This is a genomic window from Nonomuraea sp. B12E4 (genome assembly GCF_039871825.1).
GTDB lineage: Bacteria > Actinomycetota > Actinomycetes > Streptosporangiales > Streptosporangiaceae > Nonomuraea.
Window position 1 is genome coordinate 10,994 of record NZ_JBDPME010000056.1, and the last position, 15,865, is coordinate 26,858.

Below are 15,865 nucleotides of genomic sequence, written 5' to 3' on the forward strand. Positions count from 1 at the left end.
GCCCTCGGCCGGCGCCGGCCGCGTCCCGACCAAGGATCGCAAGTTGTCCAGCGAGCCGCTCCACCTCCGCGATGACCATGGTGGGCAGCCCTGCAGCAACATGCTCGTCGTCCGGGTCGTACTCCCAAGTCCAGGCGTCACTCACCGACGGCGTCACGGCGCGCGGCGTCGGTGAGTTCTCTGATGTCCGCCATGACCGCTTTCAACGTCTCCCGATCCGTGGCCTCCGCCACCTGCCGCTCTAGCTCTTGCATGCGCGCGGCTCTGGCGGGATGGCGGTGGATCGCGACGAACTCGCCCCATTGAGCCAGGAACCCTTGCAACGGCGCCACGGTGCTTTGCCGCGCGGCCTGCTCGGTTGCCTGGTCGAGATGGTCGACGAACTGGCCAAGGTAGGCGGGCGCTATCTGAGCCACCGCAGCCCGCAGAGCAGCCGTTGTCAGCGGTGGACGAGGAACCAGCGCCTCGCCATCGTAGTGCGGCGTGGACACCGGTGACCTCCAACCTGTTGCGCACCCCACGGTATCGCCAGCCGCCCGCGCCTTCCACACGACCGACCGAGGAACGCCGTACCATCCTCAACCAGACTTCAGGGACGCGGGCCGTGAGTGCCTCGGCCACCTGCTCATCCATGGCGAGCGGCACCTGCGTAAGGTCCTGACAAGCAGCCCCACTGCGCGTCCCGCTCGGAAATACGGTTTCGTGCTGTGAGCTGGGGTTTTGCTGCGTGATCAGGACGGGCACTGCGACCATCGCGAGGTGCTCTTGTCGCTTGTCTACCGGTTGGTGAGAAGCCTGTTCGGCCTGCTGACCGTGCTGGTCCGCTCTGATCTGTCCAAGGATGTTGAGCTGCTGGTGCTCCGTCATGAGAACCAGGTGCTCCGCCGTCAGCTCGGCGGTCAGCCGCGGTGGGGTCGCGTCGACCGGCTCTGGCTTGCAGCGTTGTCGCGACTGATCCACCGCCGCCGGTGGGCGGAGGTGTTCCCTGTCAATCCCAGCGACGATCCTGCGCTGGCATCGCGATTTCGTGGCACGTAAATGGACCTCCACCGACAGGCGACGCCCCGGCCGGCCCTGCACCCACCAGTCGGTCAGGGCACTGATCGTTCGGATGGCCAGGGAGAACCCGACCTGGCGCCACCGGAGAATCCAAGGCGAGTTGGCGCGCCTGGGCAACGCGATCGCGGCCTCCACGGTGTGGGAGATCCTCCACGCCGCCGGTATCGATCCCGCGCCCCGCCGAGCCGGCCCGACCTGGCGGCAGTACCTGACCGCGCACGCCCACGCGATCATCGCGTGCGATTTCCTGGTGGTCGAAACCGTGCTGCTCAAACGGCTGTACGTGCTGGTCTTCATCGAGCACGGCACCCGGAAACTGCACCTGGCCGGAGTGACCGCGCACCCGACCGGAGCGTGGACGGTGCAGCAGGCCCGCAACCTGGCGATGGATCTGGCCGACCGAGTCGCCGGGCTGCGCGACCTCAACGATCTGCGGACCGTTCGCCGAAAACCCGTCGTCACAGGCATGACCAACGAATACCACCACGCTGCTTAACCGCAGCTCAGGACACGTAACACAATTTTCGAGCGGGACACACTCACCGCCCACCCGCTGCGACACCGTGATCAACGCCAGCCGTCCCGGTGACCAGCCCGGCCTGCCCTCCTTGCCCGAATGCGCCCGCGAACGCCTCATCGGCGAACACCTCGCCCAAATCCTCACGCACCCGCACCGGCAACGGCACCTGCCGCTTGCCCCGGTAAGGTGGCCCGGATCGCCGCGGCGACCTCAGGCGCCGACTCCGGCCACGGCATCGGCTGCATCGAATGGCCACCTCTAACCATCCCGCAGCCGGGCAATGACGACGGCTGCTCCCACGGGCATGAGCAAGAGCATAAGCCATCAAGTCACGAACCAGCCGACACCCCGGAGGTTAACCAGCAAGTCCCACAGGGGGTACTGCCCGCGGGGACCGTCCCCACCTGCGAGAACCGATCAGCCGCAGTGCTCCCAGGGAGAGTCATACCGGGTGCTGCCATACGCCCCGCCCCACTTGATGCACTGTCCTGCACCATTCACCTTTACCGGACCCGCGTACGTCGAGTAGTCCCCGTCGTCGTACCTCCAGCCGTCCAGGCCGTTGCTGATGAGGGCCAGGACATACGTGCTGTTCGGGCTGTCCTTCCACGTGACCACGCAGTTGGTGGTGCCGTTGTAGAGCAGATAGATGGTGGCCGCGCCCAGGTCGTGACTGTCGATCTGATGATAGGAGCCGCCACCGCAGGCTCCGATCGGGGTCGACGCCGCCATCGCCGGGCTGCTCATCGTGACGGTGCCCGCGATCGCGGCCACGGTGGCAATCGTCAGCGCGGCTGCCTGCCTGTATTTACGCACAGAAATGCTCCTGACAATTAGTTGATCATTGTTCGGGGTTGCGGAAGCATTTACCGCTCGAACCTGTCCTCGGTGGCCTTCACGATTCATGCGTGGCCGAGATCACTCCGCTGGGCAACAACCGTGGATGCGAGCCTGCCATGACCATCGCCATCACAGCGCAGCCGCCATCGTGGCGAGGGTGGCGTGGGCGTCGGGAATGGGGTCGCCGTGGCCGACGCAGGCCAGGGACGCGTCGACTTCCGCGAGGCTGCGAACGGAGCGGAGCATCTCCGTCCGGTCGACATTGAACACACCGGGCATGACCTGCCCGGCGGCGTGCGTGACGGTGTCTCCGGTGAAGAGCACGCCGGCGTGGGGCAGGTGGAGAGCGATGCTGCCATCGGTGTGGCCGGGAGTGTGGATCACCCGCGCGCCGCCGCCGAAATCGATCGTGTCGCCGTCCTCCAGCTCGCGGTCCACGCGGCAGGGAGGTGCGGGCGGTAGCAAATGGGCGCCGAGCTCGCGATGCAGGGCACGCTCCTCGTCCGTGAAGAGCGGAGGAGGAGCGGACTGTTCGCCACGGATCACCGGCGCTTCCAGCCGGTGGGCCATCACGATGATGTCCCCCCATCCGCTGATCTCGGCCGCCCCACCACAGTGATCCTCGTGAAAATGGGTGAGCACCACGCGCTTGAGGTCGCTTTGGCGAAAGCCCAGAACCGCGACAGCGGCCGCGATTTCGCCACCGGACGTGGCGATTCCGGTGTCGACGAGAGTGAGAGCGCCCGCGTCGTTCCACAGATATGCCTGGCCGAAATCGAGCAGGAGCAGATGCAGCTCTGGACGTATTTCTACCGTTTTCATATAAAAATTCCCCTTCAGCGGGAGCCAGTCAACACTCAGCAGGAGGGCGATGTCCAACAGCGATCGGAGCCGGATTGACAACCAGCGGTTGGTAATCCACGCTCGCGGCGTGGAGGCAAACATCGAAGGCATGCGCGCGTTCGTCGTCACCGCTGAGGAGTTGCACTTCGGGCGGGCAAGCGAGCGACTGTTCATCAGCCAGCAGGCGTTGTCGAAACGGATCCGCCAGTTGGAGGAGGTGTTGGCGGCGCCGCTGTTCGAGCGGACCACTCGCACCGTGGGGTTGACGGCCGTGGGGCGGCGGTTGCTGCCCCACGCCGTCGAGGCGGTGTCCGCGTTCGACCGGGCGGTGCGGATGGGTCGGGCAGCGGATGAACCGCTACGGGTGGATGTTTACGACGAGCGATTCACGCCGCTGCGGATCGTACGCCAGGTGAGTGAACTCGACCCCCAGATACGGATCGAGCTGAGCATGCGGCAGGGACTGTCGCCGGCGTTGCCGCCCTTGCGACGCCAGGAGATCGACGCCGCGTTCGGGCGAGTACACGAAACGCCAGGAACCTGGCCTGCCGAACTGGCATACCGGCTCGTGCATCTGGAGCCGCTGGCCGCGTTCGTGCCCGACGATCACCGGTTGGCGGGCAAGAGCGTGCTACGGCCGGCCGACCTGCGCGAGGCGGGCATCGCGATGCCGGACCCGGCGGGTGCGGTGGAGTGGCGCGGCTACCTGGAGCGGCTGGCCATCCGGTTCGAGGTACCGTTGCGGTTCAACGCTCCGGCTATCGGTCAGCGACACCTCGTGGAGCAATACCTGATGGAGAAGTCGGCGGTGGGGCTGGGCGAGATGAGCATCGACACGGCCGGGAGCCGCCTGCGCCGCATCCCGATCGCCGACCCGGTGCCGCTGATGCCCTGGTCGGTGGTCTGGCACCGGCGCAATCCGCGGCCCCACCTTCGGACGCTGCTGAGACGACTGCCTGCGCCCGCGCTCCCTACGCCATCCGATCCGCGGGTATGGATCCCGGAGACCGATCTGACGCCCTTGCACTGACCGGCGGGTACGCGAATTTCTGCAGGCGCAGCGCCGAAAGCGCCGCCCTCGGCGCTCTGCGGGCTCGACACCCGCTTTCCTCAGCTCCGACCTGTCCGCCCCGGTGGCCCCGCGCCTAGCTCCGGCAATCGGCGTTCCACGTCGGCGGTACCCACTCTGTCCACTTCGCGACACGGCGGCGCCAGGCCGTTGGCGGGGTAAACCTGGCGGCAAGGGTGACCAGCCGGTAGTGGCGCTCGTTGAACGCCGCCTGGCGTAGCGCCGCCCGGACCATGGTCTGGGTACGGGGGCGTCGCTGCTGGTCGTACCAGTCCAGTGCGGCCGGCAGTCCAGCCTGTCCGGCCAGGGCCGCGGTGAGGACGACGGCATCCTCCAGGGCCTGGCAGGCGCCCTGGCCGAGATCGGGCGGCTGCGCGTGCGCGGCGTCGCCCAGCAGCACCACACGCCCGCGCCGATAGCCGGACACCGGCCCGAGTTCGACGATGTCATGATGCAGCAGGTTCTCGGGCCGGGTGGCGGCCAGGAGGGCGGGAATCGGGTCGTGCCATCCCGCCAGCCTGCGGCGCACCTCCTGGAGTTCGTCATCGTAACGCAGCCCTGGGACGGTGGCCTCGGCGGTGAGGAACCAGTACACACGCTCGCCGGGCAGCGGGAGCATCCCGAACTGCAGGCCCCGTCCCATGGTGAGGCTCTCGCCGGCGGGGGCGCGGCCGGGTTCGGTGATGGCCCGCCAGACGGTACGGTGCCCGAAGCGGGGCGTGGGAGCGGCGGGCCAGCACAGCCGCCGTACCGTCGAATCCACGCCATCGGCGCTGATCAGCAGGTCAGCGCTCTCCTGTTGCTCGCCGCCCGCGGTCTGAAAGGTGACCGTGACGCCGTCGGCCCGCTCGTCCACTCCGGTGACCGTCGCGTCCACGCGGAGCCACGCCGGTGGCAGCGCGTCGAGCAGGACCCGGTGCAGGTCCGCCCGGTGCACCATCAGCACCCGGATGTCGTCGGCCCTGGCGCGGCGCAGCCACGTGCCCGACGGCAGCCGGATCCCGCCGCGCGACACCGCGGGAACGGCGTGCGCGCGAACCGCGTCACCGACGCCGAGCACGTCGAGGCACCGGACGGCGTTCGGCCACAGGGACAGTCCGGCACCGACCTCCCCGATGGCCGGTGCCTGCTCCAGCACCGTCACGTCCCACCCGATCCGTCGCAACCCCACCGCCGCGGCCAGCCCACCGATACCGGCACCCACAACGATCGCGCTAACCGCCATACCGCTCCCCTTGGTGAAGCTTCCCGTTAGGCCCGGAGGTAAGACAGTACACACGACGTAGATCGAGACATGATGCGGGCTCGGCAAAGCCGACCGTGTGACGGAGGTCCATCAGGGGGAACACCGCCCCTGGCGCTGGGGTCGGCCGGATGGTGGCAGCAACGGCTCGATCCGCGCCCACAATTCATCCGGCACGATCCACGGAGGCTGCTCGCCCTTTCTCATGGCCGTGATCAACACGGCCAGGGAGGGGACCGAGCTGGGGACGGTCAGCCAGGTGAGCCCGAACTGGCAGGCGAGCATGGCTGCGGCGGCGCAGGCGTATCCCCCGCACGCGCGCGCCATGTCGACGATCTGCCCGGCGGCGGCCGATCCTACCGCGATGCCGATCGGGATCGCGGATGTAGGCCAGGCCATGGCCTCGGCTTGCCGACTCGGCAGCATCGGCAGGCTGTACATCCGAACTCCCGAACCATGGTGAGGCGAAGCAGACGATGAACGGCCGTAGCCTTCGGGGATGTCGATCGTTGCTGTGGTATGGGTGTGGCGGCGGAGACAGAGATGATGCTGGCAGTGAAGTTCGAGGCGGTCCTTCCGCATCTGGATGAATGGCCATTCGCCAGATCCGGCCCCTGCTCGAACAGGCCGACTACACGATCACGCCCGTGCCCAAGCGCAACTCAGCGTGTTACTTCTCTACAGGCCCCTAGTCGATGGCTTCGTCAATCCTGAAGAGGTTGACGCAGGCCTGAAAGCAGTTGCTCGATGCAGGCCAGAGCGGTGCGGCGCTGGGTCTGCACATCCTCGGCGGTGGCCAGCCCCAGGGCGGCCTCGGCGACCATGGCGCAGATGAGCCTGCCGACCGTCGCCAGATCGGGGGCGGGCGCGATGACTCCGCCATCGACGAGCCGCTGCACCATCTGGCGTACCACCAGGCCGGTGGCCTGTTCGTCGAGCACTCTCCAACGGGCCCAGCCCAGGACTCCCGGGGCCTCCTCCAGCAGGATCCGGCGGAACCGCCGGGAGGTGATCAGATCGAGATAGGCGCCCACGGCCGCCATGGCGTTCGACCAGCTCGGCGCCGTTTCGGAGGCACCACGTGCGACCTGCTCGACGGCATCGCGCTGCACCCGTTCCAGCACGGCGATGAAGACGGCCTCCTTGCTGGCGAAGTGCCGGTAGACCGCACCCTTGGTGAACCGCGCCGCCTCGGCGATCGCGTCGAGCGACGTCGCGTGGTACCCGTCCGCGATGAACAGGCGCTCGGCCGAGTCCAGAAGCGATCGCCGCGTCTGCTCGACGTAGGCGAGCCTCTGAGGTGGCGCATCCATGTGACCAACTGTACCTTTGATACTATGAGTATCAGCGATACCACGCGTTCGCGCGTGGTGGACGCGTTCGCGTGCGGCTGGCGCAAGCCCCACCCACACGCCTGGGACGAGCTACTCGCCCCCGACGTGCACTTGGAGCAGCCCTTTCTCGAGAGCGGCCACGGCCGGTCCGTCTGGCATCGCGGCGTCGCTCAACTGCTGGCGCTCATTCCCGACCTGGCCGGCGTCGTTCACGGGTGGGCGGGAGACGACGACACCCTCTATATCGATGTCGAACTCACCGGCACGATCGGCGGGCGGTCGTTGAGCGTGCGCGCAATAGACCGGCTGACACTCGATGGCAACGGCCTGGTCACAGCGCGCCGCTCGTATCTGAACCCGCTTCCGCTCGCCGCGGCCATCGCCGCGCGCCCGACCGCCTGGCCACGCTGGTGGCGCTCCGGTCTCCCGCCGTTTTCCGGACGAACCCTGGGCAGGTAGGTGCTGCCTCTCCTGAGCGGCCGGCGGCGCCCGCACACCTCGAAGGGCCGCCGATGACGGACGGTGCCGCTCATCGCCGGCATCGCGCTGATCGACCTGTTCGGCACCCTGCACGACCCTGGAACATTGTGAGGAGAGATCAAGCCACTGCGCGGTACCAAGTGAAGACGGTACATATCATGATCGCCGCAGACATGCTGAGTACCGAGGTTGCCCTCTGCGCGTGCTCAGCGGAGGCCGGGACGCTCGCTTCCCCCGTGGCCGAGCCGTCCGTCGGGCCCGCGGCCAGGGCAGAGGACGTCCGCCGCCCGGCGGTGACCAGCGAAGAGGCGGCGCGGCAGGGTCGCCTCCTTCGTCGAAGTGAAACAAACAAGGCGAACAAGGAACTCGACACCGACCTTTCGGCACCGTCGAGGCAGGATCAATCTTCGCCGTCGACGAGCCCGGCCTGGAGGCCAAGCGGGCGATGAAGGCTGAGCCGCTCTCACCCTTCGGCAGCGGAACGGCACGACCTGGACCGTTTCACCGTGGCCGGATGCGAGGCGCTCGGCGAACATGCCCTCGTCGCGAGCCATGCGGACGCTGTCAGAATTGGTAGCGGAGTATCCAGCCGCTCTCTCATCGATGGAACCTTTCTGATCAGCGCGCAGAGCATCCGGTAGTACAGCGGCGTGCGGGCGAACAGGGGTGTGTCCAGTTGGTTCTCCTTCTCCACGAAGAGCCCACTTTGCTGCTCTTCTCACGGCTCCTCCTGAAATCCTGTCCGCCAGGGTTCGGTTCTACGCAGTGCGATGATCCGTTCACTCCACTCCGTAGGCCTGCCCGGCCTGTTAGTCGCCCTGGCCGGCAGAAACGAGGGCGAGATCGTCCAATGCCGTGCCCACACCGCCTGAGGCACCAAGCTCTCTGTAGATCGCCAGCGCCCGGCGGTGCCACGCGTGGGCTTCGTGCGTGAAACTCCAATGCCCGGCGGTGATGCTTCCTTTCCTCTTGACTGTCGAGCAGGGGGCGCCTCAGCCGATCTCGTAGATGCGGCCGGTCTGGTGGCCCTCGATGGAGCGGACATAGGCGCTGGCAGCCCGCCGTACGGGGACGGGTTCGAAGCCGGCGAACAGGTCACCGTACAGCTCGACGGATTCCGTGAAGATGGTCGGACTCACCGCGTTGACGCGCTGCGTCACCTCGATGGCGGCGGCCCGCACGAACGCCTCGACGGCCCCGTTGGCCAGAGCGGCCACGGCCCCTGTACGCAGCGGATCCCTGGCTAGCACGCCGGTGATCAGCGTGAACGAGCCGGTCACCCAGGCGAGGCCCTGGCGTACCAACTCCACCTGGCTGACGACCTTGCCGGCGATCCCGTCCAGCACGTCCTGGTGGCGGAGCTCGCCGAACGGCAGCCATGGCACGCCGCCGGCGCACGAGGCGAGAGCGCTCACCGTGCCCACCCGTTCGTACATCGCCTGGATCGACCCTGGTTCGGTGATGTCCACCACCACGTCCGAGCCCTTGCGTGACGCCGTGACGACGTCATATCCCCGTTCGCGCAGGACCTCCAGGACGCTCCCGCCCAAAGTTCCCGTCGCGCCCACCAGCAGAATTCTCATGCGAACCAGCTTGGCCGCCGAGCTATCGTGAAGTCCAGCTACCTGTACTACTGATGCTTTTAAGATGTACTCATGCTCGATGTGAAACGCCTGGTCCTGCTCAGAGACCTGGCGGAGTACGGCACCGTCACCGCTGTCGCCGACGTGCACGGCATCACACCGTCCGCTGTCTCCCAGCAACTGCGCGCTCTCGAGGCCGAAGCGGGCGCCGCTCTCCTGCGCCGCGAGGGCCGCTCCGTGCGGCTCACCGCCGCGGGCACCGCTCTGGCCACTCAATCGGAACAGGTGATAGCGGCGCTGGAGGAGGCGCGCGGCGTCGTGCGCGCGTTCGACAGCGAGGTCGGGGGCGAGGTGGTGATCGGCTGCGTGCCCAGCGGCCTCGAGACGCTCGCGGCGCCGCTGGCCGCCGCGCTGGCGGATGCGCATCCCCGGCTGCGGCCCCGCATCGTCGAGGCGGAGCCAGAAGAGTCGCTGCCCCTGCTCAGACAGCGCGACCTCGACCTCACGCTGACCTACCGGTACGCCCATCTCGGCACGCCGCTGTCGAAGGGCCTGCTCGCCTACAAGCTGTTCGACGACCCGCTCGTGCTGGCCGTACCGGAGGAACTGCGCGCCATCGACGGGCTCACCGCACTCAGGGACCACCGGTGGATCACCCCGCCCCCGCCCAGCGCGTGCCGCGACGTGACCGTCCACGCCTGCCAGAGCGCTGGTTTCACGCCGGCCATCGAGCACAGCTACCGCAACCTGCGTGCCGCTCTGGCACTGGTCGCGGCCGGGCTGGGAGTCACGATCCTGCCGATGATGATGTGCCGCCCGCTCCATCCCGGTGTCGCGTTGATCCCGCTGCCCGGCAAGGGTCGCACGATCGAGGTCGTGATCCGCGCCGGGACCCAGTCCCACCCGGCCGTCTCCGCCGCCCTCCAGACAGCGTTCACCCTCTCCGCACCAACAGATGGATGACTCACCGACAACGTGGCCGCGCGTCCTCGCGGGCTGGACACAGGGAACTGTCCAGCGTGGAGGGAAGGCAATGCGCCTCAGGGTCTGGCCGGCGGGCGCGTCTCGGGCGGCCACTCTTCTGTGGGTTCATGGTCGCCCGTAGGGTCACGTTGGTCTGCTCGGCCAGCACCGGCGACAGTGCGGCCCGTGCCCTCCGGCCCTGCTGCGGCTGAGGTCTTCGGGAGCGAAGAAGATCCGGGAGCCGCACCGGGTGTCACCGGGCGGACCAGAGCCAGGGGAGGGCCCCCACGCCATCGGAGTTTCCCTTTGCCGCCCTTCCTCTGCGGGCTGGCTGGGACGGATCACCTTGGTGGGCGGGTGGGCGTTCCTGCCGCTCGAAGGATTTTCGCTGTGAAGGGGTTGATCTCGATCGGTTCGTCTTCGCCGACGATGACGGTGCCGCCGATGTAGGCCAGGTGTCGTCCGAAGACGTAGTTGGGCTCAAAGGCGAAGGTCATTCCGGGCTGGAGTTCCATGCCGCCGTTGATGGTCGGATGGTCGGCCTCGGGAGGGTAGGCCTCGGCGCCGGCGATCCTGCGCCCGGCGTCCGCGGGGAAGCCGCTGAGCGCGATCGCAGGATTGAGCGCGTGGAGGGATGGGCCGAACTCCCAGCCGTCAGCCGCGTCCAGCGGCTTGCGCATGGCGTCGACGACCTCGCCGAACGTCCGTCCGGGGCGCAGCGCTCGCAGGCCCGCGTCGTAGGCGGCGCGAGCGACGTGGGCGGCGCGCAGCAAGTCATTGTGCGGCTCACCGATGGTGATCGTGACCTGGTGCTGTGTGTGGCGTCCGCCGAAGTTGCAGAACACCTCCGCGGAGATGAGGTCGCCGTCGCGCAGGATGCGGGGGGCCTGCGGGCGGTAGCCCCACGGCGGCAAGCCTGAGGCGAGCGGGTCGGGGCCCGACCAGAAGTGCATGGCCGCGGGAACGGTTCCGCGCGCGTATCCTGCGGACATTCCCGCTGCGTACACCTCGCTCTCGGGAACACCGGCAGCGGCGGTGCCGACCATGGCCCGTGCCATGGCGTCGCCGATGCTCGCCGAGTGGCGTACGGCAGCGATCTCTTCGGCGCTCAGCGGCATGATGAGCCGGGACAGCGCCATGGCCACCGGCGTGAACTCGATGCCGGGGAACTCCTGCAGGAGGGTGTTCCAGAGCCGGTAGGGCACGATCCCCTCGGGGTGCCACGGTGGATAGCCTTCCAGGCCGACGACGCCGACAGTTGCCTTGACCAGACCCAGTTGATTGAGCGTGTCAGCGATCGCGCGGGAGTCGCGCGGCGATCGGATGTTCTGCGGCGGGATCCACATGATGTCGCCTCTGCGTGTGGACTCCAGGTGGTCCCTCGCGAACATCTCCATGGGGAACAGCGAGATCGGGTCGCCGTCTCGCGGAAAGATCACTGTCGTCCCGGCCCTGGCGTTGGTGAACCACATGTCGTAGGCGAACGGCGCCGGGCCGGCATCCTCGTGCTCGCCGAAGACGAGCAGCGCGTCGAGGCCTTCGCCTTCCATGAAAGCGCGCGCCAAGTCCCATCGGCGATCGCGCTCGGCCAGCGAGAAAGTCGGTACCACTTCATCACTCATGTCGTTCTCCTCAAGGGACCCAGGTAGACGGACGTGACGCCCTTGCGGCCTGGAGGAATCTGGGCGCGCCTCACCACGGCAGGGCGCCGTCGCGGTCGCGGTACTGCCCGGTCTGTCCGGGTGAGGTGGTCGCCAGCTCGATGATGGCGTCGGTGCCTTCGCCGACCGTCTGGGTGCCCTGGTGGCCGTTGAGGTCGGTGGCGTAGCGTCGACTACGTCGTCCGCCTCGAGCAGGGCCGCGGGCCGCAGCCGTCCCCCCAGGTGCTGACGGCTCTGACCCAGGCGCTCCGGCTCGAGACCCACGAACGCGACCAGGTCTTCCGCCTCGCCGGCAGCGCCCCGCCGCTCGCAGGCCGGGTCGAGATGTCGATCCGGGCGAGCGTGTTGCGTCTGCTCCAACGGCTGGCCGACCTGCCGACCCTCGTGCTGTCGGCCAAGAGCGATGTGCTGGCGCATACCCCGATGGCCGGCGCGCTCCTCAGTGACTTGAATCGCTGGCCCGAGCGGCAGCGCAACATCATCTGGCAACGGTTCCTCGGCACCGGCCGCGCTCACGTTGCACTCTCCCCCGAGGAGGACGAGGCGACGGCCCAGCAGGCTGTCGGGTCGCTGCGCACCGCACTCTCCCGTTACCCGCACGACCCGAGCCTGCGATCGCTGATCGATCAGCTGCTCGCCGGCAGCGGGCGATTCCGGAGCATGTGGGAGGAAGGACGCTCGACGGTGCGGCGAACGATGCACAAGACGATCGACCACCCTGAGTTCGGGCCTCTCGTCCTGGACTGTGACACCCTGCTGCTGCCGGACACCGACCAGTCGATGATCGTCTACTCGGCAGCCGCCGGCACGCGCGAGGCCTCGGCCCTCGCCATGCTGCGCGATCAGCTGCACCGAACGGATGGGCGTGAGCCGCTGGTGCGGTGACCACGAACGTTCGGCTGGTCGAGAAGTGTCGCCCGCGTGTAGTCCTCTTAAACGGAAACTGACAAAGAGGCAGGCCCGATATAGCCTGCTGCATCTCCGGTGATGATCCGCAAACGGCCCGTGAACGGCCGAGGAGGCACCGATGGCGACTGGTGGCGGCCGGGCCCTGCGGCGCCGGCTGGGCCGGTGGGACTTGCTCGCTCGTGCCGCGTCACCCTTGACTCGCTCGAACACCTCGTCGGCGGCATGGGCACGGGGATCCTGGCGCTGGTCACACTGCTGTCCCTGGTCGTCACCGCCCTGACCTGCCTGGTCGGCGTCGGGGCTCGCAGTAGGGCCGCGGAGTCCACCGGGGCCAGGTTGTGCAGCGCGATGAGCCGCAGAGTGTCGGCCCAGCCTGGATCGGCCTGCCACACCAGGTTCGGCGGGATGCGCCCGGCCAGCACGACCACGGCGCCGTCCGGGAGGCGCGGCAAGAACCGTCCACGCAGCCAGCTCTCCAAGCCCTGAATCTGTTCGAAGGCGTCGATGAGCAGCACCACACGCTCGTCGGTCAGCGCACGCCCTGCCACGGCCTCGAACGAAAGCGGAGACGGGTCCAGCGTGCGCCCGTCCAGCATCGTCACCGGACGTCCCGCCGCGACCGCGTGCTGAGCGAAACGCTGCAGCAGTGCCGTCTTGCCCACCCCGCCCAGACCGTGCACGAACAGCACCCCGCCACCGCCGTTCAGAGCCGAATCAGGGTTTCCTGGTCAGCCTGTGGTTTCAGTGAGACGAGCTTCACGGTCATGGGCGCTTCGCGGAAGCGAACTGTCCCGTGGCGATCAGGATCACGACGAGCGCGAGCGGCACGATCCACCCACTCCAGCCGAGGATCGTCGCCTGTGTGGTGTCGACGTGCTCGCCGGCCTTGGCGAACAGGAGGTAGGTCCCGCCCGCCCCATTGAACGCGGCATGCGCGAGGGCCGCGGGCCACACGGACCCCGATCGGAGCCGCAGCCAACCGAAGACCGCGCCGACCAGGATGCACATGCCGACCATCGCAGTCACGCCTAGCCAGCCCGGCGCATCCGGGTAGTTGTACCCGAGGAGGATGAGCGGAGCGTGCCAAAGGCCCCAGATCACGCCCGAGATCAGGAGGGCTGGGAGTGTACCGAGCGGCATCAGTTTCGGCAGCAGCCACCCTCGCCACCCGAGTTCCTCCCCCAGCGCCGGGATGAGGTTGATGAACGCCGCCAAAGGGAGTGCGGCGAACTGGATGGCGATGAGCGCGCCGATCGGTATCGGGACTTCGGCCACTCCCGCGGCGCCCGCTTGCTCGTCGAGAACCTGCTTGAACGCGGAGAAGTTCACAAAATCGGCCGGAAAGACACCCAGCAGCGCACCGACCGGGAGCGCCACCAGGACGAGCGCGATGGACACGATGATCCCCACCGCCCCGTAGCCGAGCAGTCTCCGGACCGGTCGCAACGGCCACAGCCCGAGCGTCCACACCTTCTGCTGCGGCCGCTCCACGAAGAACACGACGAGAAGGGCGGCGATCGCGGGAGTCATCATCGTGGCGGCGGCCACGACGGTGAACCAGGAACTGGCGAGTCCGTCACCGAACCAGAGCGGAAGCGCGAGAAGCCAGGCGAGCCCGAACGCCAAGGTGGTGAACACGCCGATGGATCGCAGATCACGGCTGCTCATGCGGCGTCCGCCTCGGGTCGTGGCCGTCTTCGATCCGCCCGGAGATTCGATGGTCACGACGTCTGCCTTTCGAGGATGTGCAGACCGGCGATGGTGCGGTCGTCGCGGAACGCGATCCGTGCCGTGTAGTCTCCCGCCTCCAACGAGAGCGGCGTGTTCGTGATCGTCAGGTCGCCGGCCCGGGTGATCTCAGGCTCTCCAAGCCCCTCGAAAGCTCCCGACAGGCCGACGATCTGCGCCCACGCGGCCGCGAGCGCATCCTCCGACAAGCCATCGCGCATGCTCGGATCGAACTGCTCGGTGACACGCGTCCATTGCCCGGATGCGAGGTCCTCGATCACCGAGGCGGCCAGTTCGGCGACGCCGGGTAGCGGCGTGGTGTTCATTGGTTCACCTGTTCTTGGATCGATCGGTTTGCCATAGCGCTGAAACGCCGCCTGCCGGCTCACGCCGAGCGCATCACCGATGACCTGCCACGTAGCGCCGTGCTGTCGCGCCTGCTGCACGACAGCACGCACGACGTCATCGGCGGCCGCCTGCATGCTCACGGCGCGCCCTATCGAGTCGGCCCAGTCGTCGCTCCTCGTCAGAACACGTGCGGCGAGGAACGCCTCCATACGCGCTTTCAAGGCCCGCAGCGCTTCCGTCAAGTTTTCTTGCACTTGTAAAGCATATCTTTACAAGTCGGCTGTGCGTCAAGAGGGATTGCTTGGACCATCCGGCTGGAATCGAACGCTAGCCAGCGTTTTCGCAGCTCAGTGCTTTGACCTTGCGATGCCCCGGTCCGGGGCATGGTTCCATCGGTGACATTGACAGCGTTTGCCGGCCTGCTGCGACAGCGAACGTTACTTCGGGCGGCATCAGGGGCGCGCCGCAACCGGCGAGGACCTGAAGGATCGATCGAGGCACCACCGCTACCGCCGGGGTATGAATGATCTGGAGTCAGTCATCTCGGGGTGGGGGCATCGCGGCGTAGGCGGCGGGTGCAGTCGGGACTTCACCCGAGTGGTCGGTCGATGCGGTGGCTCCTGGGCGGAGGCCGGCCAGCACCGTACCGAGCATGCGGCCTGCCAGTCCCGGGTCGGCGTCGATGCCGAGGCAGGATGAGGACGCCGCCGCGAGCGAGCCGGCGAGGAACGGCAGGTCCTGCCATCGCGCATCGGGATGCATGGCTCCCGCTTCCTGGGCCCGTTCGCCGATACGGCGGACGAGGTCGCGGATCCGGGCCCGCTGCTCGGCGAAGGTTCCTCCGGCCGCTGCCGAATCGCCGGAGAGGGGCCGTCGAGTCTCTCACCCGCGCCCTCGCCAACGAGTTGGGCCCTCTCGGGGTACGGGTCAACGCCATCGCCCCCGGCTCGATCGCGACCCCTACCTTCGACCGCGAGTTCCTCGGCCGGATGACCTCCGGGCAGCGCACAGCGTACGAACGCTACGTGGAGAGCGCCTACCCCATGGGCCGCATCGGCCGCATGGAGGAGGTCGCGAACGCCGCCGTGTATCTCGCCTCCGACCAGGCGTCATGGACAACGGGCACCGTGCTCAAGGTGGACGGCGGCCTGACCCTCCGCTAGTACTACTCCGCTAGATCGCGGTCTGGTCTCATAGATTCTCCTGCGGGAGCTCGCCGATGGGTGCCACGGTATGTGAATGCCTGAACGCGCTGAGTGTGTCGGGGCTGTGACCCGCGCGGACC

18 protein-coding genes and 1 pseudogene are annotated in these 15,865 nt (G+C 67.9%); 8 read left to right on the forward strand and 11 right to left on the reverse strand.

Annotated features, from left to right (window positions below; all coding sequences use genetic code 11):
* Positions 1 to 137: 137 nt before the first annotated feature.
* Positions 138 to 491, reverse strand: a complete 354-nt coding sequence (locus ABGB18_RS48190; protein WP_347702442.1) for a hypothetical protein — start codon at positions 489 to 491, stop codon at positions 138 to 140.
* Between the two features lie 229 nt (positions 492 to 720).
* On the opposite strand from ABGB18_RS48190, the gene ABGB18_RS48195 reads away from it, so the two are divergent.
* Positions 721 to 1,038, forward strand: a complete 318-nt coding sequence (locus ABGB18_RS48195) for a hypothetical protein (RefSeq protein ID WP_347702443.1) — start codon at positions 721 to 723, stop codon at positions 1,036 to 1,038.
* Positions 1,028 to 1,555, forward strand: coding sequence for a helix-turn-helix domain-containing protein (locus tag ABGB18_RS48200; protein ID WP_347702444.1), 528 nt, complete (start codon positions 1,028 to 1,030; stop codon positions 1,553 to 1,555). Before ABGB18_RS48195 ends, ABGB18_RS48200 begins: the two co-directional genes overlap by 11 nt.
* 441 nt (positions 1,556 to 1,996) lie before the next feature.
* On the opposite strand, the gene ABGB18_RS48205 is transcribed toward ABGB18_RS48200, so the two are convergent.
* Positions 1,997 to 2,395, reverse strand: coding sequence for a spore-associated protein A (locus tag ABGB18_RS48205; RefSeq protein WP_347702445.1), 399 nt, complete (start codon positions 2,393 to 2,395; stop codon positions 1,997 to 1,999).
* A 153-nt stretch (positions 2,396 to 2,548) separates the two neighbouring features.
* Positions 2,549 to 3,298, reverse strand: a complete 750-nt coding sequence (locus ABGB18_RS48210; RefSeq protein WP_347702446.1) for an MBL fold metallo-hydrolase — start codon at positions 3,296 to 3,298, stop codon at positions 2,549 to 2,551.
* On the opposite strand from ABGB18_RS48210, the gene ABGB18_RS48215 reads away from it, so the two are divergent.
* Positions 3,291 to 4,292: a LysR family transcriptional regulator gene (locus tag ABGB18_RS48215; protein ID WP_347702447.1), complete on the forward strand. Its 1,002-nt coding sequence runs from the start codon at positions 3,291 to 3,293 to the stop codon at positions 4,290 to 4,292. The genes ABGB18_RS48210 and ABGB18_RS48215 overlap by 8 nt on opposite strands.
* Before the next feature lie 115 nt (positions 4,293 to 4,407).
* Here ABGB18_RS48215 and ABGB18_RS48220 read toward each other — a convergent pair whose 3' ends face one another.
* The 3 genes from ABGB18_RS48220 to ABGB18_RS48230 all read right to left on the reverse strand — a co-directional run bounded on the left by ABGB18_RS48220 (position 4,408) and on the right by ABGB18_RS48230 (position 6,887).
* Positions 4,408 to 5,556 (reverse strand): FAD-dependent monooxygenase, encoded by a 1,149-nt coding sequence (locus ABGB18_RS48220; RefSeq protein ID WP_347702448.1) that lies wholly within the window; start codon positions 5,554 to 5,556, stop codon positions 4,408 to 4,410.
* A gap of 111 nt (positions 5,557 to 5,667) precedes the next feature.
* Positions 5,668 to 6,000 (reverse strand): hypothetical protein, encoded by a 333-nt coding sequence (locus ABGB18_RS48225; RefSeq protein WP_347702449.1) that lies wholly within the window; start codon positions 5,998 to 6,000, stop codon positions 5,668 to 5,670.
* A 278-nt stretch (positions 6,001 to 6,278) separates the two neighbouring features.
* Positions 6,279 to 6,887: a helix-turn-helix domain-containing protein gene (locus ABGB18_RS48230; protein WP_347702450.1), complete on the reverse strand. Its 609-nt coding sequence runs from the start codon at positions 6,885 to 6,887 to the stop codon at positions 6,279 to 6,281.
* Between the two features lie 24 nt (positions 6,888 to 6,911).
* Here ABGB18_RS48230 and ABGB18_RS48235 point away from each other — a divergent pair, with 24 nt between their 5' ends.
* Positions 6,912 to 7,367, forward strand: coding sequence for a nuclear transport factor 2 family protein (locus ABGB18_RS48235; RefSeq protein WP_347702451.1), 456 nt, complete (start codon positions 6,912 to 6,914; stop codon positions 7,365 to 7,367).
* Between the two features lie 1,013 nt (positions 7,368 to 8,380).
* On the opposite strand, the gene ABGB18_RS48240 is transcribed toward ABGB18_RS48235, so the two are convergent.
* The gene (locus tag ABGB18_RS48240; protein ID WP_347702452.1) at positions 8,381 to 8,971 is read right to left on the reverse strand and encodes a short chain dehydrogenase; all 591 of its coding nucleotides are present in this window, start codon (positions 8,969 to 8,971) and stop codon (positions 8,381 to 8,383) included.
* A 72-nt stretch (positions 8,972 to 9,043) separates the two neighbouring features.
* Between ABGB18_RS48240 and ABGB18_RS48245 the strand changes: the two genes are divergently transcribed.
* A complete protein-coding gene (locus tag ABGB18_RS48245; RefSeq protein ID WP_347702453.1) occupies positions 9,044 to 9,934 on the forward strand; it encodes a LysR family transcriptional regulator in 891 nt (296 codons plus the stop codon).
* A 341-nt stretch (positions 9,935 to 10,275) separates the two neighbouring features.
* On the opposite strand, the gene ABGB18_RS48250 is transcribed toward ABGB18_RS48245, so the two are convergent.
* Positions 10,276 to 11,556 (reverse strand): M24 family metallopeptidase, encoded by a 1,281-nt coding sequence (locus ABGB18_RS48250; protein WP_347702454.1) that lies wholly within the window; start codon positions 11,554 to 11,556, stop codon positions 10,276 to 10,278.
* A 261-nt stretch (positions 11,557 to 11,817) separates the two neighbouring features.
* Between ABGB18_RS48250 and ABGB18_RS48255 the strand changes: the two genes are divergently transcribed.
* Together ABGB18_RS48255 and ABGB18_RS48260 are read left to right on the forward strand one after the other, a co-directional pair.
* The gene (locus ABGB18_RS48255) at positions 11,818 to 12,480 is read left to right on the forward strand and encodes a transcriptional regulator (protein WP_347702455.1); all 663 of its coding nucleotides are present in this window, start codon (positions 11,818 to 11,820) and stop codon (positions 12,478 to 12,480) included.
* A gap of 186 nt (positions 12,481 to 12,666) precedes the next feature.
* On the forward strand, positions 12,667 to 12,990 hold the full coding sequence (locus ABGB18_RS48260; protein ID WP_347702456.1) for a hypothetical protein: 324 nt from the start codon (positions 12,667 to 12,669) through the stop codon (positions 12,988 to 12,990).
* 276 nt (positions 12,991 to 13,266) lie between these two features.
* Here ABGB18_RS48260 and ABGB18_RS48265 read toward each other — a convergent pair whose 3' ends face one another.
* The 3 genes and pseudogenes from ABGB18_RS48265 to ABGB18_RS48275 all read right to left on the reverse strand — a co-directional run.
* On the reverse strand, positions 13,267 to 14,172 hold the full coding sequence (locus ABGB18_RS48265; RefSeq protein WP_347702460.1) for a CPBP family intramembrane glutamic endopeptidase: 906 nt from the start codon (positions 14,170 to 14,172) through the stop codon (positions 13,267 to 13,269).
* Between the two features lie 53 nt (positions 14,173 to 14,225).
* Positions 14,226 to 14,789, reverse strand: a complete 564-nt coding sequence (locus ABGB18_RS48270; RefSeq protein WP_195897314.1) for a DUF3887 domain-containing protein — start codon at positions 14,787 to 14,789, stop codon at positions 14,226 to 14,228.
* A gap of 325 nt (positions 14,790 to 15,114) precedes the next feature.
* Positions 15,115 to 15,429, reverse strand: a pseudogene (locus ABGB18_RS48275) (hypothetical protein); the annotation flags it as partial.
* On the opposite strand from ABGB18_RS48275, the gene ABGB18_RS48280 reads away from it, so the two are divergent.
* Positions 15,429 to 15,743, forward strand: a complete 315-nt coding sequence (locus ABGB18_RS48280; RefSeq protein ID WP_347702461.1) for an SDR family oxidoreductase — start codon at positions 15,429 to 15,431, stop codon at positions 15,741 to 15,743. The pseudogene ABGB18_RS48275 and the gene ABGB18_RS48280 sit on opposite strands and share 1 nt — an antisense overlap.
* The last annotated feature ends 122 nt before the right edge of the window (positions 15,744 to 15,865 follow it).